We start from the raw sequence: 25,389 nt of genomic DNA on the forward strand, positions 1-25,389 counted from the left end.
CGCCGAGTTGGAAGAGCAGTGCGACGGTGGTCAGATTGAGCGTCCGCGCGTCTGGGAGAGGACCGCGGTGAGCCCGCAGGGCAGTAGCAGGCCGGAGGTGAAACCCGCCACGGTCCGGCGCCGGGATGCCGGCGGCCCAGCGAGGGCAGTCGCCGCGCCCGGTGAACTCGTGGGTGACCATGTGGGACGTCGATGTCCTCGGAGGCGTCGACGGTGGTCTCGCCGATGCCGGGACCGGTCAGAAGCGGGTGATCCGGCCGCGCCGGCTGGTGCCCAGCACCAGCTGGGTGGCATGGTTGGCGCGGGCGAAACTCAGCAGCGCGGTGGGGATGTCGTCGCCCGACCACCACGTGGTAGCTGCCGCCCAGGCTCTCCACCAGCTGGCGCTGGGTGGCGAGCGCGCCCGGCGAGGCGCCGGCCAGGCCGTCGCTGCGGGTGACGTGGACGGCCAGCAGCTCGCCGCCGGCCGTCCGGTCCGAGATCCGCGCCGCGCGACGGACCAGCGTCTCCCCCTCCGGCCCGCCGGTGAGCGCGACCACCACGCGTTCGCGGGTCTCCCAGACCCGGTCGATGTTGTGCTGCACCCGGTAGTCGCGCAGGCCCTCGTCGACCCGCCCGGCCACCCAGAGCAGGGCCAGTTCGCGCAGGGCGGTCAGGTTGCCGACCCGGAAGTAGTTGGAGAGCGCGGCGTCCACCTTCTCGGCCTTGTAGACGTTGCCATGGGCCATCCGCCGGCGCAGCGCCTGCGGTGCCATGTCGACGAGTTCGATCTGATCGGCCCGCCGCACGACCTCGTCGGGGACGGTCTCGCGCTGCGGGATGCCGGTGATCTTCTGGACGACGTCGTTGAGGCTTTCCAGGTGCTGGATGTTCACCGTGGTGATGACGTCGATGCCGGCCGCGAGCAGCTCCTCGATGTCCTGCCAGCGCTTGGCGTTGCGGCCGCCGGGGATGTTGCTGTGCGCCAGCTCGTCCACCAGCGCCACCGTGGGGCGCCGGGCGAGCACCGCGTCCACGTCCATCTCGCGGAACTCGGAGTCCCGGTAGGTGCGGGTGAGCCGGGGACGACGTCCAGGCCCTCCAGCATGCCCTCGGTGTGCCGGCGGCCGTGGCACTCGATGTAGCCGACCACCACGTCCGCCCCGCGTTCCTGTCTGCGCCGCGCCTCGTCCAGCATCCGGTAGGTCTTTCCCACACCGGGGGCCGAGCCGAGGTACACCCGTAGCCGGCCGCGCCGGGGCAGGGTGTCGGAGCCAAGATCGCGGGCCAAGGAAGTCAGCTTTCTGCGGGGCTGCCAGGGATATACGACAGTGAATCAGCATCGACCCGGGCGAGGGGGTCTACTCCCCGCGCCCGGGTCGGTTCAACTAGTCGGTCGGACGATGAACCGTCACTTCGTCTCGCTGAGTGCCTTGTTGAGCAGGACGACGTTGACGCCGGGGTCGCCGAGGAAGCCGAGCGAGCGGGCCTCGGTGTACTTGGCGACGAGCGCGGAGACCGTGTCGGTGGACAGGCCACGGGCCTTGGCGACCCGGGCCACCTGCTCCTTGGCGTAGGCCGGGGAGATGTGCGGGTCCAGGCCCGAACCGGAGGCGGTCAGCGCGTCCGGCGGCACGCTGGCCGCATCGACGCCGTCGAACGCGGCGGCCGCGGCACGGCGGTCGTTGACCGCCTTCAGCAGGTCGTCACTGTTCGGACCCAGGTTGGAGGCCGAGGACCCGTGCGGGTCGTAGCCGGTACCGGCGGCCGAGGGGCGCGGCTGGAACCACTGCGGGTCCGGCTGGGCCTGCTCGTTCGGGTCGTTGGGGTTCTTCTTCGGCAGGTTGTAGTTCTGGCCCAGCAGGCTGGAGCCGATCTCCTTGCCGTCGGCGGACTTCACGACCGAGCCGTTGGCCTTCTGGCTGAAGGCGACCTGGCTGACGCCCGTCACCAGCAGCGGGTACAGCACCCCCAGGATCACGGTCATCACCAACAGGGCGCGCAGCGCGGTGAGATGGGTACGGACGGAGGTGGGCAGAGGCTTGGACATGGTGGGGTCTCCTTCCGTTTCTAGCGCAGGCCGGGGATGAACTGGACGATCAGGTCGATCGCCTTGATGCCGATGAACGGCACCACCAGGCCGCCGAACCCGTAGATCAGGATGTTCCGGCGCAGCAGTGAACTGGCGTCGGAGGGGCGGTACTTGACGCCGCGCAGGGCCAGCGGGATCAGGCCGATGATGACCAGGGCGTTGAAGATGATCGCGGAGGTGATCGCGGACTTGGGGCTGTGCAGGGCCATGATGTTGAGGTGGCTCAGGCCCGGGTAGACGCTGACGAACATCGCCGGGATGATCGCGAAGTACTTGGCGACGTCGTTGGCGATGGAGAAGGTGGTCAGCGCGCCGCGGGTGATCAGGAGCTGCTTGCCGATCTCGACGATCTCGATCAGCTTGGTGGGGTTGGAGTCCAGGTCCACCATGTTGCCGGCCTCCTTGGCCGCCATGGTGCCGGTGTTCATCGCCACGCCGACGTCGGCCTGGGCGAGCGCCGGGGCGTCGTTGGTGCCGTCGCCGGTCATCGCGACGAGCTTGCCGCCCTCCTGCTCCTTCTTGATCAGGGCCATCTTGTCCTCGGGGGTGGCCTCGGCGAGGAAGTCGTCCACGCCGGCCTCGTCCGCGATCGCCTTGGCGGTCAGCGGGTTGTCGCCCGTGATCATGATGGTCTTGATGCCCATCCGGCGCAGTTCGTCGAAGCGCTCCTTCATCCCCTCCTTGACGACGTCCTTGAGGTAGATGACGCCGAGCGCGCGCGGTGCGGCCGAGCCGATCCGCGAGGCGACCAGCAGCGGGGTGCCGCCGGCGGCGGAGATGCCGTCGACCAGTTCGGCGACGTCCTTGCCGACCGTGCCGCCGTTCTCGGTGACCCAGTTGGTCACCGATCCGGCCGCGCCCTTGCGCACCGAGTGCACGCCGTCGGCCTCGTCGAGGTCGACGCCGGACATCCGGGTCTGGGCGGTGAACGGGACCCAGGTGGCGTGCGTCAACTCGCCCTGGGCGCGGGCCCGCAGGCCGTAGTCGGTCTTGGCGAGGACGACGATGGAGCGGCCCTCGGGGGTCTCGTCGGCGAGGCTGGAGAGCTGGGCGGCGTTGGCGAGCTCGTCGACGCTGACCCCGGCGGCGGGCTGGAACTCGGCGGCCTGGCGGTTGCCGAGGGTGATGGTGCCGGTCTTGTCGAGCAGCAGGGTGTTGACGTCGCCGGCGGCCTCGACCGCGCGGCCGGACATCGCCAGCACGTTGCGCTGCACCAGGCGGTCCATACCGGCGATGCCGATCGCGGAGAGCAGTGCGCCGATGGTGGTCGGGATCAGGGCCACGACGAGGGCGACCAGGACGATCAGGGTCTGCGGCGCCCCGGCGAAGCCGGCCATCGGCTGCAGGGCCGAGACGGTGACCAGGAAGACGATGGTCAGCGAGGCCAGCAGGATGTTGAGGGCGATCTCGTTGGGCGTCTTCTGCCGGGCGGCGCCCTCGACCAGGGCGATCATCCGGTCGATGAAGGACTTGCCGGGCTCCGAGGCGATCTTGACGACGATCCGGTCCGAGAGCACCTTGGTGCCGCCGGTGACCGCGCTGCGGTCACCGCCCGACTCGCGGATGACCGGGGCCGACTCGCCGGTGATGGCCGACTCGTCGACCGAGGCGACGCCCTCGACGACGTCGCCGTCGCCGGGAATGATCTCGCCGGCCTCGGCGACCACGTGGTCGCCGAGCTGCAGCTCGGTGGCCGCGACCTGCTCCTCGGCCTGCGAGGCGGGCCAGTCGAGCAGGCGGCGGGCCATCGTGTCGGTCTTGGTGCGGCGCAGCGTCTCGGCCTGGGCCTTGCCGCGGCCCTCGGCGACGGCCTCCGCCAGGTTGGCGAAGATCGTGGTGAGCCAGAGCCAGACGGTGATCGCCCAGGCGAAGACGCTCGGGTCGGCGATCGCCGAGACGGTGGTGACCACCGAGCCGACCTCGACCACGAACATGACCGGGTTCTTGATCATGACGCGCGGGTCGAGCTTCTTCACCGCGTCGGGGACCGCCGCGAGAAGGACCTTGGGGTCGAGCAGGTTGCTGGAGACCCGGTGGACCGCCGCCTCCTGCTGGGCAGGGGTGGTGAGAGTGGGGGTGGACATCAGTGCAGACCCTCCGCGAGCGGCCCGAGAGCCAGGGCAGGGAAGTAGGTGAGGCCGACGACGATCAGCACGACGCCTGAGAGCAGGCCGACGAACAGCGGCTTGTGGGTGGGCAGGGTGCCCTCGGTGGCGGGGACCGGCTGCTGCTGCGCGAGCGAGCCCGCCAGCGCCAGCACGAAGATCATCGGCAGGAACCGGCCGAACACCATCGCCAGACCCAGCGCCGTGTCCCACCAGGGCGAGGTGACCGTGATGCCCGCGAACGCCGAACCGTTGTTGTTGCCCGCCGACGTGAAGGCGTAGAGCACCTCGGAGAAGCCGTGCGCCCCCGAGTTCAGCATGTTCGCCCGCTCACCCGGCAGCGCCATCGCGACACCGGTGCCGACCAGCACGATCGCCGGCGTGGTCAGGATGTACAGCGAGGCGAACTTCATCTCCCGCCCACCCAGCTTCTTGCCCAGGTACTCCGGGGTGCGCCCGACCATCAGACCGGCCACGAACACCGCGACGATCGCCAGCACGAGCATCCCGTACAGGCCCGACCCGGTACCGCCGGGCGCGATCTCGCCCAGCATCATGTCGAAGATCGCGACACCGCCGCCGCCGGGCGTCAGCGAGTCGTGCGCGCCGTCCACCGCACCGGTGGACGTCAGCGTCGTGGAGGACGCGAACAGGCTGGTCGCCCAGGGTCCGAAGCGGACCTCCTTGCCCTCCATCGCCGCGCCGGCCGCCTTCAGCGCCACACCGCTCGCGTGGGTCTCGAAGAACGTCATCAGGGCGGCCGAACCGGCCCAGAAGATGCCCATCACGGACACGATCGCGTAGCCCTGGCGGTGGTCGCCGATCATCTTGCCGAAGGTGCGCGGCAGCGAGAAGGAGATCACCAGCAGCAGGAAGACCTCCAGCCAGTTGGTGAAGCCGGTCGGGTTCTCGAACGGGTGCGCCGAGTTGGCGTTGAAGAAACCGCCGCCGTTGGTGCCCAGCTCCTTGATGACCTCCTGCGAGGCCACCGGCCCGCCGGGGATCGACTGGGTGTCCCCGCCCAGCGTCGCCAGGTCGTGGAAGCCGTGGAAGTTCTGGATCACACCGTTGGCGACCAGCACCAGCGCGAACACGACCGACAGCGGCAGCAGCAGCCGCAGGCAGATCCGCGTCAGGTCCACCCAGAAGTTGCCCACCCGGTCGGTGCGGCTGCGGGTGAACCCGCGGATCAGCGTCGCCACCACCGCGATGCCCACCGCCGCCGAGACGAAGTTCTGCACCGCCAGGCCGGCCATCTGGACCGTGTGGCCCAGCGTCGCCTCACCGGCGTAGTCCTGCCAGTTGGTGTTGGTGACGAACGAGATCGCGGTGTTCCACGCCCCGTGCTCCCCCACGGCCTTGAAGCCGAGGCTGAGCATCAGGTGGTTCTGGATCCGCTGCAGCAAGTAGAGGAAAAGGACGGAGACCAGCGAGAACGCCAGCACCGACCGCAGGTAGACCGGCCACCGCTGGTCGGCGTCGCCGTCCACCCCGATGGTCTTGTAGATCCCGCGCTCCACCCGCAGGTGCTTCGCGGTCGTGAGCAGCTTGGCGATGTAATCGCCGAGGGGGCGGTAGCACAACGCCAACGCGCCCACCAGGGCAAGGGCCTGCAACCAGCCCGCAAGAGTGGAACTCATGTCAGAACTTCTCCGGGAAGATCAGCGCCACGACGAGGTAGCCGACGAGCGCGACAGCGACGATCAGGCCTGCGATGTTCTCGACACTCACAGCTTCTCGACCCCCCGGGCCACCAGGGCGAGGACGGCGAACACGGCGACCGTGACGCCGACGAAAACGAGATCGAGCATGGGCTCCACCAGTTGGTTCAGGGACCTGGCCGTGGGCGGCTCCCGGACTCCGAGACTCCTCCGCGCGACACCGGCGGCGGGCCGGCAGGAGGAGCAAAGCAGCGGCTCCGGACCGTCGACCGATCCCTGACGCGCTCCATACGGGCGCAGCGGGAACTTTGACGCGGCACTGATATCCGCTTCACACACCTGAGACCACGAAGTGGCCGAAATGTTTCGGCCACTCACCCGGCACCCCGGCCCCCAGGGGTTAGCTGCCCGGACATGTCGCAGTCCCGGCGTGCTGCCGACCATGCCGGTCGGGGGCAGACTGCACGCCGGGACTGCGACTGCTGGACACCCGGTGCCGATGTCACGGCGGGACCGGGTGGATCACGGGCCTACGAGCAGGCCTTGCGGCCGTGGTTGGCCTTCTTCTTACGACGGGCCTTCTTCTTGCGGGCGCGCTTGGACATGGTGTGGAGTCTCTCTCTGGCAAGGTGTCTGCCGGCACGTCAGCGGCCGGCCAGGCGAGTCAGGGAGGCGCTGGGCGATCGGTGCGTCTGCGGCGCGCAGCCCTACCGGACGGGGACCGCGACAACGCCCAGCGCCCGCGGATGCGGCGGGCGGTCGTGGTGGCGCTTCGAGCGGTTCATGACGCTCATTCAAGCCAACCCGGATCAGCCCGGCAAGATCACTCCACCTGCTCTGATGCATCCTTGACAGTGCGGCAACACCGCGTCAGCACCGGCTGCTTCGAGTACGGTCGACGAGTGACCAGGTCTCGGCCCGGATCCGTCGCCGCGGCAGCGCCGCAGGCAGTGAAGCCCGCAGCCCGGCCACCGCGAACAGCCCGAGGCGGGCTACCTCGACCCCTGCCCCGGACCAGCCGATGGCGGCGTAGCGGTGCACCACGAAGCCGTTGAAGAACAACCAGGCGGTCCCCGCCATCAACGGCGCCGCCGCAGGACGCGATATCCGACCGAGCGCGGCGCAGAGCCCGGCGAAGGCCCCCAGCGCGAACCAGGTCGGGCGCAACTCACCGACTGCGGCCAGCGCGGGCACGAGCGCCGCACTGCCGAGGAACGTCAGCGCGCCCGACATGCCGACCGTCAGCCGGGCCGCCACCGGCCGGTACGACCGCCGGCCTGGGCGAGCGGTGTAGAGCCTCATCGCGCGCTCGCTCCGTTCACGCGCTCGCAGTCGGTTCGGTCAGCAACTGCCGAACACTGCGGCGCTGGAGAACCTTCAGGTCGCGTTGCAGGCTCGGCTCCGGGACCGCGAGGACCGGGCAGCCGGCGTGCTTGACGCAGTACGCCGGCACCGAGCGCCGCAGCCCTCGGGCGAGCCGGCTCCCGCTGCCCGCCCCGACCACCAGCAGATCGTCCTCCCGGTCCGCGGTCTGCACCAGAGCCGGACCACTCTCGCCGCGGATCACCAGCGTCGAGAGCCGCACCCCGGCGGGCGCGCCACCGAAGGCCACGCAGAGCGCCTCGCTCAGCCGGGCCTCGGCGGCCTCACGCCATACGGCCAGCAGCGGCGGGCAGGGCGCGTGTCGGTAGGCGTACTCGCCTCCCACCGGGAGCCAGGCGAGGACGGCCAGCACCTCGGCGTCGGTGCGGCGGACCTCGGCAACCGCCCGGTGCAGGGCGGCAAGGCTGCCCAGTGAACCACTGACGCCCACCACGACACGGCGTTGTCCGTCCTGGCTGCCCGAGTACATTGCGGTCCCTCCTCTTTTCGACTGTCCCCCAGCAAAGCCCCGGACAGCCGGTTCGGGCCCACTCCTGATGCCACCCTGACGAGCGGACCCCGAATCCGAACGTGGCCCTAACAACATGGGCGGGCGAGGAGTCAGAGCCCGGGGATGAACTGCACCATCAGGTCGATGACCTTGATGACGGTTGCCGAAGGTGATGGTGCCGGTCTTGTCCAGCAGCAGCGTGCCGACGTCGCCGGCCGGAACGAGCGGACCAGCTGTTTCGGCTCGACAGCCCGCTCAGCGCGCGATGACGGCTCTGCACCGGACGCTGCGGCGCCCGGTCGAGGGGATGTCCTGCTCAGGAGCCAGGGGAAGCATGCAGCGGACCTTCTGCGCGCGGGCGGGTGCCAGGGGTCGGTCGGGGAGCGGACCCCAGCCAACCGGCCGGACGGCGACGGCCCCGCGTCCTGACAGCTTCCTGACGGAGCGCCAGGAAAGCTTGACGCGCCCTTCACACCCGTTCCCAGAGCCGCCACGGATGACGGCGCCTCATCAAGGCCTCGTCAGCGACCGGGCCCGAACAGTCAACGAAGTGTCAGGAACGTGTGACCGGAGCCCGACCCGCCATAGCGTCGGAGACGTCCGCGGCCCCGGCCGCTGACCTCGCGCAGTACCGCACCGCCGCACCACCGCACCACCGCACCACCAAGGAGAAGGACTTGTCCCTGCACTACCCCCGGGTCTCCCACATTCGCTCACCTCACCCACACCCCGCAGTCCGCTCCATCGCCTCGCACCACGACCCGATCAGCCAGCTGCCGGCTCTGTCGAGTCCCCAGCCCCTCGGCCTCGTGGTCGATCCCGAGGCTCGACTGGCCACTGCGGGCGGGCGACCGCTGGACCTCACCTTCACGGAGTTCGAGCTCCTCGCCCACCTGGTGGCACACCCAAGGCGGGTCTACACCCGCATCCAACTGCTGACCGCCGTCGGGGGCCAGCCACCGTTCGGCGACACCCGCACCGTCGACGTCTACGTCGCGCGGCTGCGCCGCAAGCTCGGGCCCGAGTACCGCAACGCCATCGCGACCGTCCGCCAGGTCGGCTACCGCTTCGACCCAGCCGGTGCGGCACCAGCGAAGAGTTGACCGCGACGTCGCACATCAGAACCGCCTCGAAGACACTGCGGAACGCGTAGTGCGTACGTCAAGGACCAGGCCCAAGACGCCACCAGGGTGTCCACTGGATCGCGAACCGTCCGGGCGCCGCGACGACCGAGAGCAACGCCTGCGTCTCGCACCACGTCCACATCGTCGGCGGCGCCAACTCGGCCGGGCAGGCCGCCGTCCACTTCGCCAAGTACGCGGCGAAGGTCACCGTGTTGGTGCGCGGCGACTCGCTGGAGGCCGGAATGTCCCGGTACCTCGTCGACGAGATCCAGCGGACCCCGAACATCGAGGTACGCCTGAGCACTCGGGTCCTCGCCCTGGGCGGCGACCAGCGGCTGGAGCACATCACGCTCATGGACAACGTCACCGAAGTCGCCACCGAGGACGCGTCGAGGTTCGTCTTCACCTTCATCGGAGCGCGGCCCCGCACCGACTGGGTGGGCGGTGTCGTGGACTGCGACGAACACGGCTTCGTCCTGACCGGCTCCGATCTGCCGCACTCCGGCAAGCCGGCCGCCTCCGGGGCCCCGGACCGCGACCCCTACCTGCTGGAAACCAGCGTCCCGGGAGTCTTCGCGGCCGGTGACGTCCGGGCCCGCTCGATCAAGCGGGTGGCCTCGGGTGTGGGCGAGGGCGCGATGACCGTCGCGCTCATTCACCGCTACCGGTCCGCCGTCTGAGAGCGCACCGGGCACGGGATCGCGATCTCGGCTACCCTCCTGGGCAGGTGAGCCGGGAAGTCTGGTCGGCACAGGCCAGAACTCCACCTTCCCCCAGGAGCCCCCGATGCCCGCCCGTCCCCAGCCGGCACATCCCTGCGGTCAGTCGGGACGGCAACGGTGATGCGCGGCGGGGCGCTCCTGGAGGCCGACTGGCGGCGCGAGACGCTTCGCACCAACCTGTGGCTGGTGCCGGTCGCCGAGGCACTCTGCGCCACCGGGCTGTTCGCACTCACGCTGCTGCTGGACCGATCCGCCTACGACGGTCGGTTCGCGCTGCCCACCTGGGTGTTGAGCGGCACGGCAGACGCGGCACGGCAGATCCTGACGACGGTCGCCGCCGCGATCATCACCGTGGTCGGGCTGGTCTTCTCGATCACCATCGTCGCACTGACGCTGGCATCGACCCAGTTCGGCCCCCGGATGCTGCGTAACTTCATTCGCGACCGCGGCACCCAGCTGACCCTGGGCACCTTCGTGGCCACCTTCATCTACACCGTCCTGGTGCTGGTGGCGATCAGTCCGGGGCCGCACGGCGACTTCGTTCCGCACCTGTCGATCACCGTCGCGCTGGCCCTTACCCTGGTCGATCTCGCGATGCTGATCTACTTCATCAACCACATCGCCACGATGATCCAGCTCCCGCAGGTCATCGCGGGCATCGCCGGGGACCTCGCCCGTGCCATCGAGGCACAGGGCGGCGCCGATGCCGAGGTAGATGCAGGTGCAGGTAGCGGGCCTACCCGTGAGGTCCTGCTCGGGCGGATCACCGGGTCCGGTGCAGTGATCCCGACCCCGGCCAGCGGCTATCTCCAGTACATCCGGCACGAGCGGCTGATCCGGATCGCCGCCAAGTCCGACGCCGTGCTCCACCTCCCGTACCGGCCCGGACACTTCCTGGTCCAGGGGCAGCCGCTGGCGGTGGTCTGGCCGCCGGAGGCCGCCGCGCACGTGGCGCACCACCTGGCCCGGGGTCAGGTGACCGGGCCGTACCGGACGCTGACCCAGGATGTCTCCTTCGGCGTCGACCAGCTGGTCGAGATCGCCATCCGCGCCCTCTCCCCCGCCGTCAACGACACCTTCACCGCGATGACCTGCATCGACTGGCTGGGCGACTGCCTGTGCCGGATCACCACCGGCTGGCACCCGCAGCACGTACACCGGGACCCGCGCGGCCGCATCCGGGTGATCGCCTACCAGGCCGACTACGACCGGCTGGTCCAGCGCGCCTTCGAGAAGATCCGGCAGTCCGCACTCGGCAATCCCGCCGTGATGATCCGCCAGCTGGACGCGCTCTACAAGATCCTTGAGCAGACCTCGATGCCGGACCGTCGCCAGGTCCTGCTGGATCAGGCCGCCATGATCCAGCGCGCCTGCCAGGCCTCGGTACCCGAGGAAGCCGACCGCCAGGACGTGCTGCGCCGCTACCAGGTGTTGCTCGCCCTCGACGACGACACGGACCAGGGGCGTCTCGCGCCCGAGGATTGACCGTCATCCGCTCGGAGAGCGGGCTCCGGCGCTGAGCCGCTGCAACCACTCACGCCTGAGGCGGGTCCCCGACGGCGGCGGGGTCGAGGTCGAGCGCCGACTCCAGGACGTGGAGCACCGCCCGGCAGCAGTCGGCCGAGGCCGCACCGGAGGTCCAGCCGTCCCGCCGCCACACCACCAGGGTGTCGTCGGACACCCGCCAGTCGAAGGGCTCGGGCGCCGCCAGCAGCCTGCGCGTGGCCTGCGGCGTCAGCAGGGTGCGGGCCAGCTCCTCGTCCGGGGTCGCCACCCGGTGGGCGGCGTCGAAGGCCTGGTCACCGGTGGGGCATGTCGGGTACGCGGGAGCGTAGCCGACCCGTACCGAGGAGAAGACCCGCTCGTGGTGCACCTCGATCGGCGTCAACCGCCGGGGCAGCTGGATCACAGCGACGCTGTACCAGTGCGCCGTACCGTTCTCCTGGCACGTGTACCCGAAGACCGTCGCGGGCAGCCCGGCGAAGCTCCCCCGGACGGCGTCCCGCACCCGCACCCGCTGCCCGTAGTGGAAGGGCGGCGCCGACCAGGGCACCACCGACGGACCCACCTGCGGATCAGCGATGAAGTCGTGCGACGCGACCAGGTCGGCGGCCGCCTGCCGGCAGCGGTGCCCCGCACGCCAGCCTTCGATCCTGGGGGCCGAGAGAATCAGGCCCACCAGGCACAGGAACAGGAAGATCGGGATGACAACGCCCATAGCGCACTCCCTCTGACCGGCCCATGCCACCGTGGACTGGGCGGTGCCGGAAGCGTAGGCCTGCGCCCAATGCGGGTCAATAGCATCACAGTTGGCGATTCCCGACCTTAACGCCGCATTGTCGCAGGAGCAGGTTCGAGGGTCTCGTGCCCAGGTCCGCCGGTGAGGGCGACCACCACCCGCTCGCACGCCTCCCAGACCTCACCGATACCGTGCTCCGCAGGACGGCCCTGCAGCCGCTCGTCGACCAGGCCGGTCAGCCAGAGAGCAGGGCGAGCCGGAGCGGCGCGGCGCGCCCGGGGACGCCGGCCGCGAACCGGGGGGCGGCGCGCCTGTCGGTCGTCGTAGTCACTGCACCTCTCTTGGTTCCTGGGGAACGCGTCGAGGGGCCCCGGCGCCATTGCGGCTCCGGGGCCCCGAAGGGGAACAACACCATCTACCGGCCTGGGCCGGGTTCCTTGTTCCGCAACTCCCCAGGCGTGGGGGTGTGCGGGGATCGCGTATGCGTGACCGGAAACCACCGTCCTCGTACTCAAAAGGGGGTCTGCGGTGTCCGCCCGGGTGAATGCCTCACGGGCCGGGCGATCCTGATGGCGCTCTGTCCCTCCGTTCATCCTCTGTACGGACTGAAACTGAACTGCTCGGTACTGCTGAACTTCCATCACCTGGTCCGACAGCCAGCCCCGTTGCCCGTCCTGCACTTTCCCTGGCTTGGAACCCCACTGCCGGACTCCCAGCACGCGCGCCCGCAGCCTGGCGCCTTCACTGGGATACCGCGTATCGCGACTGCTGGTACCACTCGACTCAACTTCACCTGCTGGTACTGCACCTGCACTACAGCGGTACCGCTGACCGTGACCCCTGATCACTGCGGGCCACCTGGCCCGGCCGCCGGTCCTGTCGCCTTACTTCACCTGCTCTGGCTTCAGGGCCCCACGACCGTGCCGACCTGCGAACTTCTGCCCTGCTGCCCGCCAGTTCATGTCTGGCGGGTACCGCTTGACTGCGTCTACGGGAGAAACACTAACCACAACACTGAGCAATGTCTACTCCAGCCAGCACAGATTTCTCGGTGTTCGAAGGAGAGGTAATCTGCGCCCCGCAGAACGGACGGTCCGCACCCGCGGCCCGGGACAACGAGCGCAGCACGGACCGGAGGCGACCGGTTCCTGCGCCACAGCAGCATGTCGAGGGATCCGGTGTAGGTGAGTTCGGGGGCCGATGTTCACCCCCAAGGAGCACCGCGAGCAGCGCGCCCGGACCGGCGGGGGTGGTGCGGTGCCGGCCCAGTGCGCGGGCGGCCAACGTGAGGGCGCCCGCCGGTGCAGCCCACGCGGGGTTCACCCCGACCACAGAGGTCGGGACGAACCCGGCGAGGGCGCCGGGCAACAGACGAGGGCGAAGAGCGGCGGCTCGGGCCTCTCGGGGTGGGCGGGGACTCACACGCGGACGGCGTGATCGGCCTCCCACTGATCTGGCGATCCATTAGCCGGACAGGAAGTCGTCCCCACAGCGGATACATCGCCCGCCTCCTCACGCCCGGCTCCAAGGGGTCTGGGCTGGGTGCCGCAGCGGAGGTGGGCCGGCGCACCGCGAGATGGTGCTCCGGTCCAGCGGCGCCGCGTCGCACGACTTGGTGCGGCCGCATCAGCCCCCGCGCTTGATCTGGATCTGTCGGGCGGTCGGCTTCCCGGTGTCCAGGGGCACCTTCACGGCGAGGACGCCGTCGGCGTACGTTGCGCTGACGTCTTCTTCCTTCGCCCGGCTCGGCAGCTGGACGGTGCGCTGGAACGAGCCGTAGCGGAACTCGGACCGGTCCTTGTCCCGGTGCTCCTCGCTGCGTTCGGCCCGGATGGTCAGGACGCCGTCCTGCACGGTGATCTCGGCGTCCTTACCCGGGTCGATGCCCGGCAGTTCGGCCTGGATCACATACGCGCCGTCCTGTTCGAACTCCTCCACGCGGATGTGCTGCTGGTCAGTGGGCCGAAGGAACGGCAGCCCTTCGAACCATTCGGGCAGGTCCGGGTGCCACGCGGTGTGCGGGAGCCTCTTTCGCATGATGTCGCCGGCCATCAGGGTCTCCCTTCTCCTTGCTGATTCAGCCGTTACCCGAGGGCTCGTTCTTCGGGCCGTCGGATGTCGGTCGGTTCTCCGTGTCTGCTGCCTGTGCGGGTGGTTCGCTGACCCGGACCTGGGCCGGGCGCAGGAGGTGTTCGCCGACCCGGTAACTGGGTCGACGGTGTCCAGCACCGGGAGCAGTGCTGTGAGCACGTTGACGAGGGCGATCTCGCGCACCGCGAGCCGGTCGCGCCGAATCCGCTTGCGGTAGTTGCCATACTCCGCCTTGAGTCGCTGCAGGTCGGCCGTGCGCTCGGCGAGTTGCTCCTCCAGCGCGGCGGTCCGGTCCGTGTCGCCCAGGAGATGGCCGCCGCTCTCGCGTCCGGGTCCCTTCTTCCTCTCCTCGTCCTCGTGCTTCGCCTTCTCGGGCTCCCTCAGCTGGAGGGTGTCCGGGTCGATGCGCCGCCTGTCGTGGATCACCGCTGGGGGCCGCTGCTTGGACTCGGGACGCTCAGGGCTCGCGGGCCGGCTCATCGCGCCTCTCCTCTCTGGCGCTCGTCGTCGACGATCTCTGCGTCGACGACCTCGTCCTCGTCCGGCCCGGCGCCGGCCGCCGGCCCGCCGCCCGCAGCGCCCTGGGCCTGGGCATACAGGGCGCTGCCGATCGACTGCGGCACCTGGGGACCGACCGGACGGCTTACCCCGCTGCCTCACTGCCCGCTCCTCGTGACATGCGCACGGCAGAGTCTTGTCAAGACAAGGGGCTTGAGGTATCACAATTTTGTGTGGCAAGACCTGCCGACGCGAAGGACGATCGACTGCCGAGCATCCCGGCGCCGCGCAGGCCGGATCCAGATCTGCCCGGCCCGGACCATACCGTCGCGGTAGGAGAGGTCAAGGGCCATGAATGGTGACATCCGGACCGGGCGACCGCACACGGTGCCCTCGCGCACACGGTGCGGCGACAACCTCACACGGCCATCGCGCCCCACGGCGCCCCCGCAAGGGACAGGGCCAGAGGGCCGATGAGCCGGACGGGCACGGGGAGGTGCCGTCATGGACTTGAAGCTGACATCAGGACGTCGGTACGGATGGTCTGTCGTGCATGTGGAGGGCGAACTCGACATCGCCACAGCCGACCAGCTGAGCGAACGCCTCAAGCGGGACCTTGACCGCCGGGGTCCGCGAGCACGCCTGGTCGTCGACCTTTCCGGCCTCGAGTTCTGCGATGCCAGCGGCCTGCGGGCCCTCCTGGAGGCCGACACCACCGCCCGTCGGCTGGGCGGGCAACTGCGCCTGGCCATCCCTGAAGGGCGAGTGCTGCGCGTCGTCCGGCTGACCGGACTGGACCAGGTGCTTCCCGTGTTCCCCACCCTGCACGACGCCACCGTCCGCAGCTCCCCCGAAAAGAGCGTCACGGCGGGCGTGCCGAGGTGATCACGATGGCACGGGGACCATACCGGCCGGATCCCTACGCGGTGCTGGGGGTTCAGCCGTCGGCGTCCGCGCGGCAGATCACTTCGGCCTACCGGGACCTGGTGCGGATGCTGCACCCCGACACCGCTCTTGAGGAGCCGACAGTGTCCGCACAGCGGCTCGGCGAGGTGGTGGCCGCCTACGAGATCCTGCACGATCCCGCCCGCCGGGCCGCCTGCGACGTCGCCCGGAGTGCCGCCCCGACATCTTGGACGGCGAGGTCGGTACCGGTGCCGGTGGTCCACGTCGGGTCCCAGCCGCAGGGCCGTCGGGATGTGCCGCACACCGTCCGCGAATGGGACAGGACCGGGTCTCTGGGCACTCTCCTGTGGGCGGGCCCCGTCCGAACGCAGGGTGTGCTTCCTCCCCCGGACGACATCACTTCGGTGCTGCCGCGGTGGCTCTGGCAGGGGGATCCGTGGCTGCCGTGAGCGGCGCGCCTGAGACCCGCACCTTGGACCCTCACAGACCGGCGACCGGACCGATGTAGACGAGGCGGGACGCTGCCTGCTGGGCGAGGCGCAGATGAGTGACAGCCTCTCCCAGCGCGGCGATGGTTTCGCCGAACTCGCGGGCCACCTCCGCCCGCCGGTCGAGCGGCAGGGGCGGGTCTTCCAGGACAGCGAGGTGTTCCGGGCTGATCGCGTTCAGACCCGCGGCGAACTGGTGCAGGACCTGCGGGAACTGTTCCAGCAGACCTGCGAGGGCCCCAACGGTGTGGTGGACGTCCGACGGATAGGGGTAGGCGTCGGGGCGCCGAGTCTGCCGGGCGGTCACTGGTGGACCGGGGCAAGCAGGGACGGAAACGCTCCGTCGCGTCCGATCTCCAACGCCCCGGCCAACCGGAACCTCGCGGTGATCTCCGGCTTCGGGCCCCGCCCAGCCCTGGACGCCGAACGCCGCTGCCTCCACGTAGGCGCGCAACCGCACGCCGCCCCCGCGGCACTTTGCGGTTCCAGGAAGCGAGCGCCGTCACGGATGCGCAAACCCTTGCGTCCCCGCATGACCTGGTTCAGCCCGCCGCCCACCTGCGCGGCGTTCATCCGGCGAGAAGATCGACGTTGCCGTCGAACTGCCAGAGCGGGTTCGGCACCGCCTTTCCCGCGGTGACGATCAGGAAGTAGCCGTTCACCTCCACCGGTCCGTCTCCGTCGGCGATGTAGCGCCCGTTCGGGCTGACATCGAGCTGGTAGATGGCCTGGGCGGCGACGTTGTACCCGGGGACGGTCCAGGAAACGGTGCAGCGCCAGTCGTTCCCGGGGCCCTCCTGTGCGCCGAGCCCTTCGCTCTTGTCACACATCGCGGACGTCTGCAACTGGGCTTCGGTGACCGGCGGCTGGCGCATCTGCGCCTGCTGGAACCGGTAGAGGTGGGCGAAGACCGTCGCCACCGACTGCTGCACCTTGTCCTGGGTGATGCCGGAGCCGCCTGCTCCGGTCGCCACCGCGACCACACCGACCGTCGCGGCCAGCACGCCGGCCAGCGGCAGGGCACCCAGCGTCAGCACCCGGCGTCCGGCGCCGTCGTTGTTCAGGTTGGTGAAGTCCCGGCGGCGGAAGAGCAGGTAGGCCAGGGCCGTCGCGACGACCGCCCACAGCAGGCTGACCCCGACACCGATCAGCAGTGGCCCGAGTTGCTGGGGATCGGCGAAGAGGCCGTTCCAGGAGATGAAGGCGTAACCGGGCAGCGCCAGGCGCACCGCGACCGGCAGCGGCAGCATCTGCACGACCTGCATCCCGAGGCCGGCGAGCATGGGCAGCAGCAGGCCCATCGGGGACCGGCCCAGGGCGACGGACCCGAGCAGCCCGATGGCCGCCAGGGCGAGCGTCGGCGCCAGCACGCAGACCCAGGCCAGTAGGACCTTGCCGGCCGCGTCCCCGCCGGTGAGCAGGTGGCCGTCCAGCCCGACCAGCGGCTGGTTTCCCTCCGCGAGCAGTCCGCCGACCGCGCTGGAGACGGCCAGGCCCGCCACCAGCAGCCCGATCACGGTGAGACTGGCGATCGCCTTGGCCGCGAAGATCCGCCGGTGTGAGCGGACCGCGATGAGCAGATGGCGCCAGGTGCCGAGCCGGTCCTCGGAGGCGAACACGTCGCCGGCGACCATGGACGTGACCAGCGGCAGCGCCCACGTGCCGGCGACGCCGAGCACCACCAACGACCCGGCCCAGCCGGTGGCGTGCATCCACCGGCCGAACAGGGTGTCCGACGGCAGCGTGCTCTGCTGGTCGACCGCGAAGACCAGCAGGCCGGGACCGAGCCAGCACAACCCGATCAGCAGGCGCACCCGCCAGGCGGAGAACTGCTTGACCAACTCGAAGCGGAGGATGCGGGCCACCGGGGTGGGGCGCGCGGACGCCGTCCCGGCCCCTGTCCCAGTGGCGGGGGCGTAAGCGGCGGTCGCGGTCATCGGTCGGCCTCCTGCTCAGTGAGGGCGAGAAACGCGGCTTCCAGCGGCGAGACGACGGGCGCCAACTCGCGCACCCCGATGCCCTCGCGCACCATCCGGGCGACGAGTTCGTCCATCGCTGCCACCCGTGCGCGTACGACGATCACGTCGGTGTCCGGTCGCGTCGCGGCGTCGGGGCCGTCGTCGATGCTTATGCCGGGCGTCGCGGCCGCGAGCGCGCGAGTGGCGGACGGATCGGACGCGCGCAGCCGGTAGTCGAGTTCACGGTTCTCGTCGGAGAGCTTCGACAGCGGGCCGGAGAAGACCACGCGCCCGCGGGCCAGGATGGTGACCTCGGAACACAGTGCCTCCAGATCGTCCATCCGATGGCTGGACAGGACGACGGTGACGCCTTCGGAGGCCAGCCGGCCGAGCACCCGGTGCACGTGCTTCTTGCCGACCGGGTCCAGGCCGTTGGACGGCTCGTCGAGCACCAGCAGCCGCGGCCTGGTCAGCAACGCCGCGGCCAGCCCCAGCCGCTGGCGCATGCCGAGGGAGAAGCCGCGGACCTTGTCATCGGCGACGTCGGTCAGTCCGACCTGCTCCAGAGCCTCCTCAACTCCGGTGGCAGGCGCGCCATCGGGGCGCAGCGCAAGAAGAGTCGCAAGGTTCTGTCGCGCGGTGAGAGTGGGGTAGAGCCCGGGCCCGTCGACGAACCCGGAGACACCGTCAGGCGCGGCCAGTGCGCGTCCCACCGGAGCGCCGAGGATCTCCAGACTCCCTTCGTCGGCGACGGCCAGGCCCAGCAACAGGCCGAGCAGCGTGGTCTTGCCGGCACCGTTCGGGCCGACCAGGCCGTGGATCTGCCCCTGCGTCATGCTCACATCGATATGGTCGAGCGCGACGACATCACCGAAGACCTTGGTGATGCCGCGGCCCCTCACCGCGACGGGTGTGTCCATCTGTCCATCCATCCCTCAGCCGGCGCCCAGCTGATTCTGAAGAGCCTGTCCCTGGCGCGTGACGCGCAACGCGCCGCCGAGTGATGCACCGCAGTGCGCCACCCGGCGGGTTCCGCAATCAGATCCTTCGCATCGAAGTCAGCGAACCCGGCTGACTCAGCTGACTCAACTGACGTTCAGCGCCGTGTCGTCGAGCACGAACGAGGTCTGGTACTCGAAGTCCTCGGCGCCGGTGAACTTCAGCGTCACCTGCTGGCCGGCGTACGCGCCGAGGTTGAAGGTGTGCTGCGCGTACCCGGTGTTGTGGTTGAGGTTGGAGTAGGTGGCCAAGGTGCTCAGGACGGTGCCGGAGCTGTTGAGCACCTGCACCTTGAGGGTGTCGTAGGCGGAGGTCGTCGAGGTTTCGGCCGTGTCGGTGTGCAGCCAGAAGCTGAAGTTGTAGCTGCTGCAGCCGCTGGGCAGCGTGACGCTCTGGGCGAGGGTGTCGGTGGTGGCCTTGCCCCAGCCGTCGAGCCAGGCGTCCCAGGTGCCGCTGTGCGGCGGCTCGGAGCTGCTCTTGCCGATCACCGAGACGGGGCTGTGCGTCGAGGTCACAGTCCACGGCGAGGGGCTGGAACTGCCGTTCTCGAAGCCGGGGTTGCCGAGCAGCTGCTGGGTCTGGCAGCCCGTGCCGGTGGGGGTGGCGGACGCCTCGTTGCTCTGCGCCCCCTCGCCCACGCCGTTCACCGCGCTGACCTTGTAGTAGTAGGTCTGACCGGCGGTCAGACCCGAGTCGGTGCAGGAGGTCACCGCGCCGAGACCGCTGCAGCCGCCGCCGGTCACCAGCGTCTCGCCGCCACTGGCGGTGCCGCGGTACACCTTGTAGGAGGTGATGTTCTCGCCGCCGGTGTTGGAGGGCGGCGTCCAGCTCAGGGCGACCTGCCCGGTTCCGGCTGTGCCCGCCAGGCCGGTGGGCGCGCCCGGTGTCGTCGCGGCGATCGGCGAGGCCGTGATGGTCACCGTCGAGGATGCGGTGTTGGCCGGCGAGGCGCTGTCGGTGACGGTCAGCGTCGCGGTGTAGGTGCCCGCCGTGTTGTAGGTGTGACTCGGGTTCTGCGACGTACTGGTACTCCCGTCGCCGAAGTTCCAGCTGTACGAGTACGCCGGGGTGCCACCGGTGCCGGTACCGGTGAAGCCGACGCTCAGCGGCACCTGGCCGGAGGTCGGAGTGGCCGAGGCGGTGGCCGCCAGCGGGTTGCCGACGGCGTTGACCGTGGTCGTCACCTGCGAGGTCGCGGTGTTGGCCGGCGAGGCGCTGTCGGTGACGGTCAGTGTGGCGGTGTAGGTGCCCGCGGCGGTGTAGGTGTGACTCGGGTTCTGCGACGTGCTGGTACTCCCGTCGCCGAAGTTCCAGCTGTACGAGTACGGGGCCGTGCCGCCGGTGGCCGAGCCGGTGAAGCTCTCGGCCAGCGGCGCGTTGCCGGTGGCCGGGGAGCCCGTGGCCTTGGCGGACAGCGGGGTCGAGCCCTGGACCCAGAAGTCCTCGAGCGGGTCGCCGAGCGCGGCCTGGTCCGCGGTCGTCATGGGGAACGTGGACGTGCCCAGGTTGTCGTTCGGGTCGATCACGCCGGAGTGCACGTTCTCCATCGTGCGTTCCATCGCCGCGAGCACGTTGCCCGTGGTGTACGCCACGTGCGAGACGTAGTGCTGCTTGACGTAGGCCGGGTTCCCGATGACGAGCAGCGGCACGCGGTAGGTGTTGCTGACGTGGTCCGACCCGTTGCTGCCGTTCTGGGTGTCGTCCTCGGTGACGACGATCAGGGTGTTGTCCTTGTACGTCGGGTTGCTCATGATGGAGTTGACGATGTTGTTCGTCGCCGTGTCGTTGCCGGGGACGTCTTGGTAGGTGCCGGGGTGGTCGTTGAACAGCTCGACGTAGTTGTAGGCCGGCATCCCGTTGGTGTTGATGAAGTTGAGGTAGTCGCTGGCGACCGTGCTGTCGGGGATGCTCTGGTTCTGGCAGGTGTACTCGTTGGTGTGCAGCTCTTCGGGGATGGACGTGCCCGGGCGGTTGGGCGGGAGGACCTCGACCTTGCCGTCACCCGGGTTCTTCCAGTAGCCACTACCGCTGTTGAGCATCCAGTAGATGTCGCCGTTCATGATGAACGTGTAGGGGCTGGTGCCGCTGCTGGTGCCGGAGGGAGCCGTGCAGGCGTTGGTGCCCTCGTCCGCGGGACCGGCGTCGCTCTGCAGGAAGCGGTCGAACTGGGTGCCGTTCGAAGGGTACGACTGCTGCTGGCTGCTGGACGAGGACTGCCCCGAGAACATAAACCAGTGGTTGGGGCCGGACGGCGGCTGAACTCCGGTGCTGTACGAGTCGGACAGCGAGTAGGTCTTGGCCAACTGGTGCAGGTCCGGCACGGAGCTGATGTGGTTGGTGCTCTGCACCTGGCCGTTGCAGCCGGCGCTGATCGTGGTCGCGCAGTCGCCCAGGTAGTCGTCGAAGGTGTGGTTCTCCCGGTAGATGACCACGAAGTGCTGGAACGCCGGAAAGTACGGCGCCAACGGGTTCACCGCTGCGGTGGGCTCGCCCACGACCGACTGCTGGCCGCCGACCGTACGGACGACGCTCTTGTCGGTGATTTTGAGGTCCTTCGGCTGCGGGAACTTCGCGAACTCCACGCCGGGCGCGGCGAACACCGCGCCGGAGCAGTCGAAGTCGTCCGGCTTGTAGCTCTGCGGACGCTGGCCGACCGGCAGGTTCTTGGCGTTCGCCGGGCTCGTCGCCGGGTTCCACCCCTTCAGGGTGCACGAGCCGACGCCGGTCGTGGGGCGCCCGCCGGCTCCCGCGGCTGTGGTCAGCGAGGCTCCCGCCAACGTGATGACCGCGAGCACAGCGACACTCGCCGATCTCTTCTTCCAATTCCTCATGAACACGCCTCCGCACGTGACGGTGCATAGTCAGATGACTGGCGTCCGTATGGTCGTCGCGAAACGGGCGTTGGACAAGTAGATGCGCGTAGAACTCTCAAGAACCGGTTCTTCTTCCGGCGTTCACCCCGGTGAGCCCGCCCGCTCGGGTCTGCCCACTCGGGCATGGTCGGCGCACTCCACCCGATCACCGAAATCGCCCATTGACACCAAAGTTGGTCTAGTCCACTGTGGGTGAAGCAAGGTCATCCAGATGAGTCCGGCAGTGCCCGGCGACCCGGCACCGACGCCGTCCAGGACCTTAATTTCCATTCAACTGACAAGCTCTGTAACGAATCTGACGATCAGACGGAGAATCCCACACTATGCAACGAGTCTGCCTCGCCCTGCCCACCATGCGTGCCTGCCCCGGCACTATCGTGGACCTCGCCGAGGAGGCGGCCTACGCCGTCGCGACCTTCGGGGTCGAGGTTCACTTCCTCGTCCTCGACACCACCGACGGCGAGGACTTCGCGAAGAACGCGGACGCCGTGGCCTCGCTGTCCCCCACTCCCGGCGTGCTCGTCCACCACCTCGGCGAGGCGCAGCAGCGGGAGTTCCTGCGCCGGGTGGCCGAGCGCTCCGGCGCCCCGGACCCCGAGCTGCTGCTCGACCTGATGCTCCCGCAGGCCGTCGCGTACGGTTCCTGCGTCAACCGGCTCTTCCTGGGCGCGGCCGCGCTGGGCTGCACCTCGGCGCACCTGCGCAACGACGACTTCGACTACCAGGTCGTCGACGGTCAGAAGATGTTCCCGATCCACCAGGAACTGCTCTCGATCGGCCGGCCGGCCGGCGAGGCGGCGGCCGACGTGTCCCGCTCCGAGCTCGACCCGGCCGACGCGGACAAGCCGGTGATGCTGGTCAGCGGCTCCTTCATCGGCGAACTCAACGTCGACATCGGCGAGATCCACGAGCTGGACCCGGCCGTCTACCGCGACCTGGTGCGGCTGTGGACGCCGCCGGTCTGGTCGCAGGAGGAGCAGGACGCGATGGTGGACGTCTCCTTCAAGGGCGCCGGCTCCGAGCCGTTCAGCACCGACGACTCCGTCCTCGGCGTGCCCGACATCTGGGACGTCTACATGTGCAACATCGCCCTGGACCACCGGGCTTACGAGGTACTGCCGCTGCTGCCCTCGATCCAGACCATCGGCAGCGACTACGCCCTGCTGCACGCCATGGTCCACGCCGGGCTGCCCGGCGTCGTCCACAACCGCCACATCGTCAACTACTACACGCCCGAGCGGCGCATCGGCGCCGGCTTCATCTCCTACCAGATGCGGTTCGTCAAGTTCCTGCTCTCGATGCTGTACCTGTACCCGGTCTACGGCGGGATGATCGACCTCGGCCGCGAGCTGCTGGACGAGCGGCACGCACTGAAGGTCGAGCCGATCCTCGCCCTGGCGCGGGGCACTGTCGACTGGGACCGGGCAGGGAACGAGCACTGCCTGGACGTCGTGGACCGCTCCTACCGCAAGCTGGGCGGCAAGTACACCGAGCTCGCGGACGTGGTGGCCGGGCAGCGGCAGCAGCTCCTGGACGAGGCGCAGGAGGACGCCGAGCGCTGGGCGGTGCTGGTGGAGGCCTGGGCGGGGATGGTGGCAGCCGCCCGCGCGGAGGGCCTCGGCCTCGGCGTGGACGGGGCTGCCGGGTGAGGGAGGACTTCCTGATCCGGCGGCTGACCGACGACGACTGGGACGCCGTGGTCGCGCTGGAACACGACGCCTACGCGGCCGACGGCCTGTCGGAGGGCCGGGAGGCGCTGCAGTCCCGCGCCGTCGGCTCACCGGAGACCTGCTTCGTACTGGAGGAACGCGGCACGGTCCGCGGCTACCTGCTGAGCCTGCCGTACCCGCCGCTGCGCTGCCCGGACCTCGTCCGGGCGGAGGAGACCGCGTTCGCGTCGGGCAACCTGCACGTGCACGACCTGGTGATCGCCGAGGACCTGCGCGGCCGGGAGGTCGCGGAGGAGTTCATGTGGTATCTCCGGTCGCGCGCCGAGGAGTTGGGCTTCGAGCAGATCTCGATGGTCGCGGTGCGCGGGACGGACATCCTGCTGCGGCTCCTCGGCTACCGCGCGCACCGGGAGGTGGCCGTCCCGGCGTCCTACGGGCGGCGCGCGGTCTACATGTCGATGCCGGTGCACTGACCTACTGAGCGTCCCTGACAGCCCGGCCGGGGGGTCGGGCTGTCAGGGACGCTCAGGCAGGCCCGGGGCGACCCAGCTGCGGTGACGGACCGTGAAAGGACGGTCCAGGTCGGCGGCGACCGCCGCGCGGAACGGGCCCGGCACCGTCACGTCCGACAGCCACAGCGGGCCGGGGCCAAGCCGGCCCGAGTCGGCCAGCCGCAGCGGCGAGGGGCCGGCGAGCGGAAGGCCCAGGCCCTGGGCGAGCCGGCCGCCGTGGACCTTGACGCAGGCCTCACGACGGCACCAGAGCCGGGTGAAGCGGTCGGCGCTGTCGGCCGGGGTGGGGGCTTCCAGGACGAACGCGGCGTCGCGGGCCGGGAAGTAGCGGCGGGCGATCCGCGCGCCGATGCCGGGCGTATGGATCGCCTCGACGTCCACGCCGACCCGGCGCCCGTCGGCGATGGCCAGGACCGCGAGCGCGCCCGAGCCGGACCAGTTGACGTGGATCCCGCCGCAGGCGGGCGGGAGGACGGGCGCGGGTTTGCCGTGCGGGCCGTGCTCCCACACGACTTCGGCGGCTCCGCTGCCGAGCCGGTCGGCGACGAGCAGGCGGACGGCGCCCCGGACCACGGTGAAGCGCTCGCCCTGCACAGGGTCGAGGGCTGCCTCGGCACGCCTGCGTTCGTCGAGGTCGAGCAGGCCTCGCAGCCGCCGCACGAGAGCCGGGGGCTGGTCGGTGGGGATGCTCCAGACGTCGATCACGTCACTCACGTGCGCGACGCCCCCGACGTCCGCGACGCGGTCGGCGTTCACGGCAGCGACAGGGTGCTGAGCCTGCCCAGGCGCCGGTCGTGGTCCGCGACCAGCAGCGGGCCACCGGCCTCCGGGCGCCGTGCGAGCCGGTCGGCCAGCAGGGTCCAGACTCCGGTGAACGGCTGTCCCGGTCGGGCCGTCTCGACGGCTCCGGGGGCGTCCTGAGCGCCGAGGTCCACCGGCGGGGTGCCACCGGCCAGCTCTGCGGCCAGCAACAGCCCGGCCCCCCGGCCGAGTTCGCGGTAGTCGGCGAGCACCGACTTCAGGGCCAGCGAGCCGTCCGGCTGCGCCTCCTGGTGGACGCGCATCCCCTCCCCCGCGCCCTCCTCGCAGACCAGGACGACGGCACGGTGCTCCTCGGGCAGGCCGACCGGCTCGGGGGCCTCGTAGTGCAGGGCGCTCTGCTCGGCGAGGACGATCACTGCCCGCCGACAGCCGCCGGTGCGGTGGTGGGCGCGGGCGATCCGCAGGGCGGTGAAGGCCGCCGCGCTGCCCTGGTCGCACACGGCGAAGGCCGTCGGCTGCCCAGGGCAGTGGCGGCTGAGATGGAGGGCGGCGGGGGCGCCGGGCCGGACGTCCGGGGAGGAGAAGGCGAAGATCAACAGGTCCGCCGGCTCGCCGGCGGCCAGCGCCCTGCCGAGCAGGCCCTCGGCCATCTGCCCGTAGTCGTGTCCGGAACCCTCGCTCAGCAGATCCTCACGCAGGGGCAGGCCGTACGGGCGGACCAGGTCGCCGACGAAGGTCCGCAGATCGGGGTGGAGCGAGGCTTCGGAGCGGCCGTCGAACCCAGCGGCGATCGCCCTGGTGACGCGCAGGCCCCGGGCCTCGGCGGCGGGGGGCACC

22 protein-coding genes and 1 pseudogene are annotated in these 25,389 nt (G+C 70.1%); 7 read left to right on the forward strand and 16 right to left on the reverse strand.

What is annotated here, in order from left to right:
* From BS80_RS07910 to BS80_RS07940, 7 genes and pseudogenes are all read right to left on the reverse strand, one after another.
* Nucleotides 1-1,270 (reverse strand): annotated as a pseudogene (locus BS80_RS07910) (universal stress protein); the annotation flags it as partial.
* A gap of 120 nt (nt 1,271-1,390) precedes the next feature.
* The gene (gene kdpC, locus BS80_RS07915) at nt 1,391-2,029 is read right to left on the reverse strand and encodes a K(+)-transporting ATPase subunit C (protein WP_035794950.1); all 639 of its coding nucleotides are present in this window, start codon (nt 2,027-2,029) and stop codon (nt 1,391-1,393) included.
* Nucleotides 2,030-2,049: 20 nt separating this feature from the next.
* A complete protein-coding gene (gene kdpB, locus BS80_RS07920) occupies nt 2,050-4,155 on the reverse strand; it encodes a potassium-transporting ATPase subunit KdpB (RefSeq protein WP_035794951.1) in 2,106 nt (701 codons plus the stop codon).
* Nucleotides 4,155-5,816 carry a potassium-transporting ATPase subunit KdpA gene (gene kdpA, locus BS80_RS07925; RefSeq protein ID WP_035794953.1) on the reverse strand — a complete coding sequence of 554 codons (1,662 nt, stop codon included), beginning with the start codon at nt 5,814-5,816 and terminating at the stop codon, nt 4,155-4,157. Before kdpA ends, kdpB begins: the two co-directional genes overlap by 1 nt.
* Nucleotide 5,817: 1 nt before the next feature.
* Nucleotides 5,818-5,907 carry a K(+)-transporting ATPase subunit F gene (gene kdpF / locus BS80_RS40440; RefSeq protein WP_035794954.1) on the reverse strand — a complete coding sequence of 30 codons (90 nt, stop codon included), beginning with the start codon at nt 5,905-5,907 and terminating at the stop codon, nt 5,818-5,820.
* Between the two features lie 800 nt (nt 5,908-6,707).
* A complete protein-coding gene (locus BS80_RS07935; RefSeq protein ID WP_035794955.1) occupies nt 6,708-7,139 on the reverse strand; it encodes a hypothetical protein in 432 nt (143 codons plus the stop codon).
* A gap of 16 nt (nt 7,140-7,155) precedes the next feature.
* Nucleotides 7,156-7,689, reverse strand: a complete 534-nt coding sequence (locus BS80_RS07940) for a universal stress protein (protein WP_035794956.1) — start codon at nt 7,687-7,689, stop codon at nt 7,156-7,158.
* A gap of 584 nt (nt 7,690-8,273) precedes the next feature.
* On the opposite strand from BS80_RS07940, the gene BS80_RS42520 reads away from it, so the two are divergent.
* The 3 genes from BS80_RS42520 to BS80_RS07960 all read left to right on the forward strand — a co-directional run bounded on the left by BS80_RS42520 (nt 8,274) and on the right by BS80_RS07960 (nt 11,041).
* Nucleotides 8,274-8,813, forward strand: coding sequence for a winged helix-turn-helix domain-containing protein (locus tag BS80_RS42520; protein ID WP_232246405.1), 540 nt, complete (start codon nt 8,274-8,276; stop codon nt 8,811-8,813).
* A gap of 98 nt (nt 8,814-8,911) precedes the next feature.
* The gene (locus BS80_RS07955; RefSeq protein WP_083974402.1) at nt 8,912-9,514 is read left to right on the forward strand and encodes an NAD(P)/FAD-dependent oxidoreductase; all 603 of its coding nucleotides are present in this window, start codon (nt 8,912-8,914) and stop codon (nt 9,512-9,514) included.
* 162 nt (nt 9,515-9,676) lie between these two features.
* Nucleotides 9,677-11,041, forward strand: a complete 1,365-nt coding sequence (locus BS80_RS07960) for a DUF2254 domain-containing protein (protein ID WP_051966348.1) — start codon at nt 9,677-9,679, stop codon at nt 11,039-11,041.
* A gap of 49 nt (nt 11,042-11,090) precedes the next feature.
* Here the strand turns inward: BS80_RS07960 and BS80_RS07965 are convergent, their stop codons facing one another.
* The 3 genes from BS80_RS07965 to BS80_RS40450 all read right to left on the reverse strand — a co-directional run bounded on the left by BS80_RS07965 (nt 11,091) and on the right by BS80_RS40450 (nt 14,509).
* Nucleotides 11,091-11,774 (reverse strand): hypothetical protein, encoded by a 684-nt coding sequence (locus BS80_RS07965; protein ID WP_035794958.1) that lies wholly within the window; start codon nt 11,772-11,774, stop codon nt 11,091-11,093.
* 1,647 nt (nt 11,775-13,421) lie between these two features.
* The gene (gene grpE, locus BS80_RS44045; protein WP_083974404.1) at nt 13,422-14,366 is read right to left on the reverse strand and encodes a nucleotide exchange factor GrpE; all 945 of its coding nucleotides are present in this window, start codon (nt 14,364-14,366) and stop codon (nt 13,422-13,424) included.
* Nucleotides 14,363-14,509: a hypothetical protein gene (locus BS80_RS40450; RefSeq protein ID WP_157536060.1), complete on the reverse strand. Its 147-nt coding sequence runs from the start codon at nt 14,507-14,509 to the stop codon at nt 14,363-14,365. The genes grpE and BS80_RS40450 overlap by 4 nt, the downstream gene beginning before the upstream one ends.
* A gap of 379 nt (nt 14,510-14,888) precedes the next feature.
* Here BS80_RS40450 and BS80_RS07975 point away from each other — a divergent pair, with 379 nt between their 5' ends.
* Together BS80_RS07975 and BS80_RS07980 are read left to right on the forward strand one after the other, a co-directional pair.
* A complete protein-coding gene (locus BS80_RS07975; RefSeq protein ID WP_063771925.1) occupies nt 14,889-15,269 on the forward strand; it encodes an STAS domain-containing protein in 381 nt (126 codons plus the stop codon).
* A gap of 5 nt (nt 15,270-15,274) precedes the next feature.
* Nucleotides 15,275-15,739, forward strand: a complete 465-nt coding sequence (locus tag BS80_RS07980) for a J domain-containing protein (protein WP_035796926.1) — start codon at nt 15,275-15,277, stop codon at nt 15,737-15,739.
* Nucleotides 15,740-15,770: 31 nt separating this feature from the next.
* On the opposite strand, the gene BS80_RS07985 is transcribed toward BS80_RS07980, so the two are convergent.
* The 4 genes from BS80_RS07985 to BS80_RS43460 form a co-directional block, all read right to left on the reverse strand.
* Nucleotides 15,771-16,085 (reverse strand): hypothetical protein, encoded by a 315-nt coding sequence (locus tag BS80_RS07985; RefSeq protein WP_035794960.1) that lies wholly within the window; start codon nt 16,083-16,085, stop codon nt 15,771-15,773.
* A 262-nt stretch (nt 16,086-16,347) separates the two neighbouring features.
* Entirely contained in the window at nt 16,348-17,715 is a 1,368-nt protein-coding gene (locus BS80_RS07990; protein WP_035794962.1) for an ABC transporter permease, read from the reverse strand.
* Nucleotides 17,712-18,656 carry an ABC transporter ATP-binding protein gene (locus tag BS80_RS07995; protein WP_035794964.1) on the reverse strand — a complete coding sequence of 315 codons (945 nt, stop codon included), beginning with the start codon at nt 18,654-18,656 and terminating at the stop codon, nt 17,712-17,714. Before BS80_RS07995 ends, BS80_RS07990 begins: the two co-directional genes overlap by 4 nt.
* Before the next feature lie 165 nt (nt 18,657-18,821).
* A complete protein-coding gene (locus tag BS80_RS43460; RefSeq protein WP_083974408.1) occupies nt 18,822-21,566 on the reverse strand; it encodes a PKD domain-containing protein in 2,745 nt (914 codons plus the stop codon).
* Nucleotides 21,567-21,931: 365 nt separating this feature from the next.
* On the opposite strand from BS80_RS43460, the gene BS80_RS08005 reads away from it, so the two are divergent.
* The gene (locus BS80_RS08005; RefSeq protein ID WP_035794966.1) at nt 21,932-23,257 is read left to right on the forward strand and encodes a DUF6271 family protein; all 1,326 of its coding nucleotides are present in this window, start codon (nt 21,932-21,934) and stop codon (nt 23,255-23,257) included.
* Nucleotides 23,254-23,751 carry a GNAT family N-acetyltransferase gene (locus tag BS80_RS08010; RefSeq protein ID WP_035794968.1) on the forward strand — a complete coding sequence of 166 codons (498 nt, stop codon included), beginning with the start codon at nt 23,254-23,256 and terminating at the stop codon, nt 23,749-23,751. The genes BS80_RS08005 and BS80_RS08010 overlap by 4 nt, the downstream gene beginning before the upstream one ends.
* Before the next feature lie 42 nt (nt 23,752-23,793).
* On the opposite strand, the gene BS80_RS08015 is transcribed toward BS80_RS08010, so the two are convergent.
* Nucleotides 23,794-24,546, reverse strand: coding sequence for a 4'-phosphopantetheinyl transferase family protein (locus BS80_RS08015; protein ID WP_035794970.1), 753 nt, complete (start codon nt 24,544-24,546; stop codon nt 23,794-23,796).
* The gene (locus tag BS80_RS41705) at nt 24,543-25,388 is read right to left on the reverse strand and encodes a hypothetical protein (protein WP_051966352.1); all 846 of its coding nucleotides are present in this window, start codon (nt 25,386-25,388) and stop codon (nt 24,543-24,545) included. The genes BS80_RS08015 and BS80_RS41705 overlap by 4 nt, the downstream gene beginning before the upstream one ends.
* Nucleotide 25,389: the final 1 nt, after the last annotated feature.

The organism is Kitasatospora mediocidica KCTC 9733 (assembly GCF_000744225.1).
Taxonomy (GTDB): domain Bacteria; phylum Actinomycetota; class Actinomycetes; order Streptomycetales; family Streptomycetaceae; genus Kitasatospora; species Kitasatospora mediocidica.

What these genes read in the sequence shown, in the direction of transcription:
- kdpC (WP_035794950.1), bottom strand. Translation starts at nt 2,029, where the DNA reads ATGTCCAAGCCTCTGCCCACCTCCGTCCGTACCCATCTCACCGCGCTG.
- kdpB (WP_035794951.1), bottom strand. Translation starts at nt 4,155, where the DNA reads ATGTCCACCCCCACTCTCACCACCCCTGCCCAGCAGGAGGCGGCGGTC.
- kdpA (WP_035794953.1), bottom strand. Translation starts at nt 5,816, where the DNA reads ATGAGTTCCACTCTTGCGGGCTGGTTGCAGGCCCTTGCCCTGGTGGGC.
- BS80_RS07935 (WP_035794955.1), bottom strand. Translation starts at nt 7,139, where the DNA reads ATGAGGCTCTACACCGCTCGCCCAGGCCGGCGGTCGTACCGGCCGGTG.
- BS80_RS07940 (WP_035794956.1), bottom strand. Translation starts at nt 7,689, where the DNA reads ATGTACTCGGGCAGCCAGGACGGACAACGCCGTGTCGTGGTGGGCGTC.
- BS80_RS07960 (WP_051966348.1), top strand. Translation starts at nt 9,677, where the DNA reads ATGCGCGGCGGGGCGCTCCTGGAGGCCGACTGGCGGCGCGAGACGCTT.
- BS80_RS07965 (WP_035794958.1), bottom strand. Translation starts at nt 11,774, where the DNA reads ATGGGCGTTGTCATCCCGATCTTCCTGTTCCTGTGCCTGGTGGGCCTG.
- grpE (WP_083974404.1), bottom strand. Translation starts at nt 14,366, where the DNA reads ATGAGCCGGCCCGCGAGCCCTGAGCGTCCCGAGTCCAAGCAGCGGCCC.
- BS80_RS07975 (WP_063771925.1), top strand. Translation starts at nt 14,889, where the DNA reads ATGGACTTGAAGCTGACATCAGGACGTCGGTACGGATGGTCTGTCGTG.
- BS80_RS07980 (WP_035796926.1), top strand. Translation starts at nt 15,275, where the DNA reads ATGGCACGGGGACCATACCGGCCGGATCCCTACGCGGTGCTGGGGGTT.
- BS80_RS07990 (WP_035794962.1), bottom strand. Translation starts at nt 17,715, where the DNA reads ATGACCGCGACCGCCGCTTACGCCCCCGCCACTGGGACAGGGGCCGGG.
- BS80_RS07995 (WP_035794964.1), bottom strand. Translation starts at nt 18,656, where the DNA reads ATGGACACACCCGTCGCGGTGAGGGGCCGCGGCATCACCAAGGTCTTC.
- BS80_RS43460 (WP_083974408.1), bottom strand. Translation starts at nt 21,566, where the DNA reads ATGAGGAATTGGAAGAAGAGATCGGCGAGTGTCGCTGTGCTCGCGGTC.
- BS80_RS08005 (WP_035794966.1), top strand. Translation starts at nt 21,932, where the DNA reads ATGCAACGAGTCTGCCTCGCCCTGCCCACCATGCGTGCCTGCCCCGGC.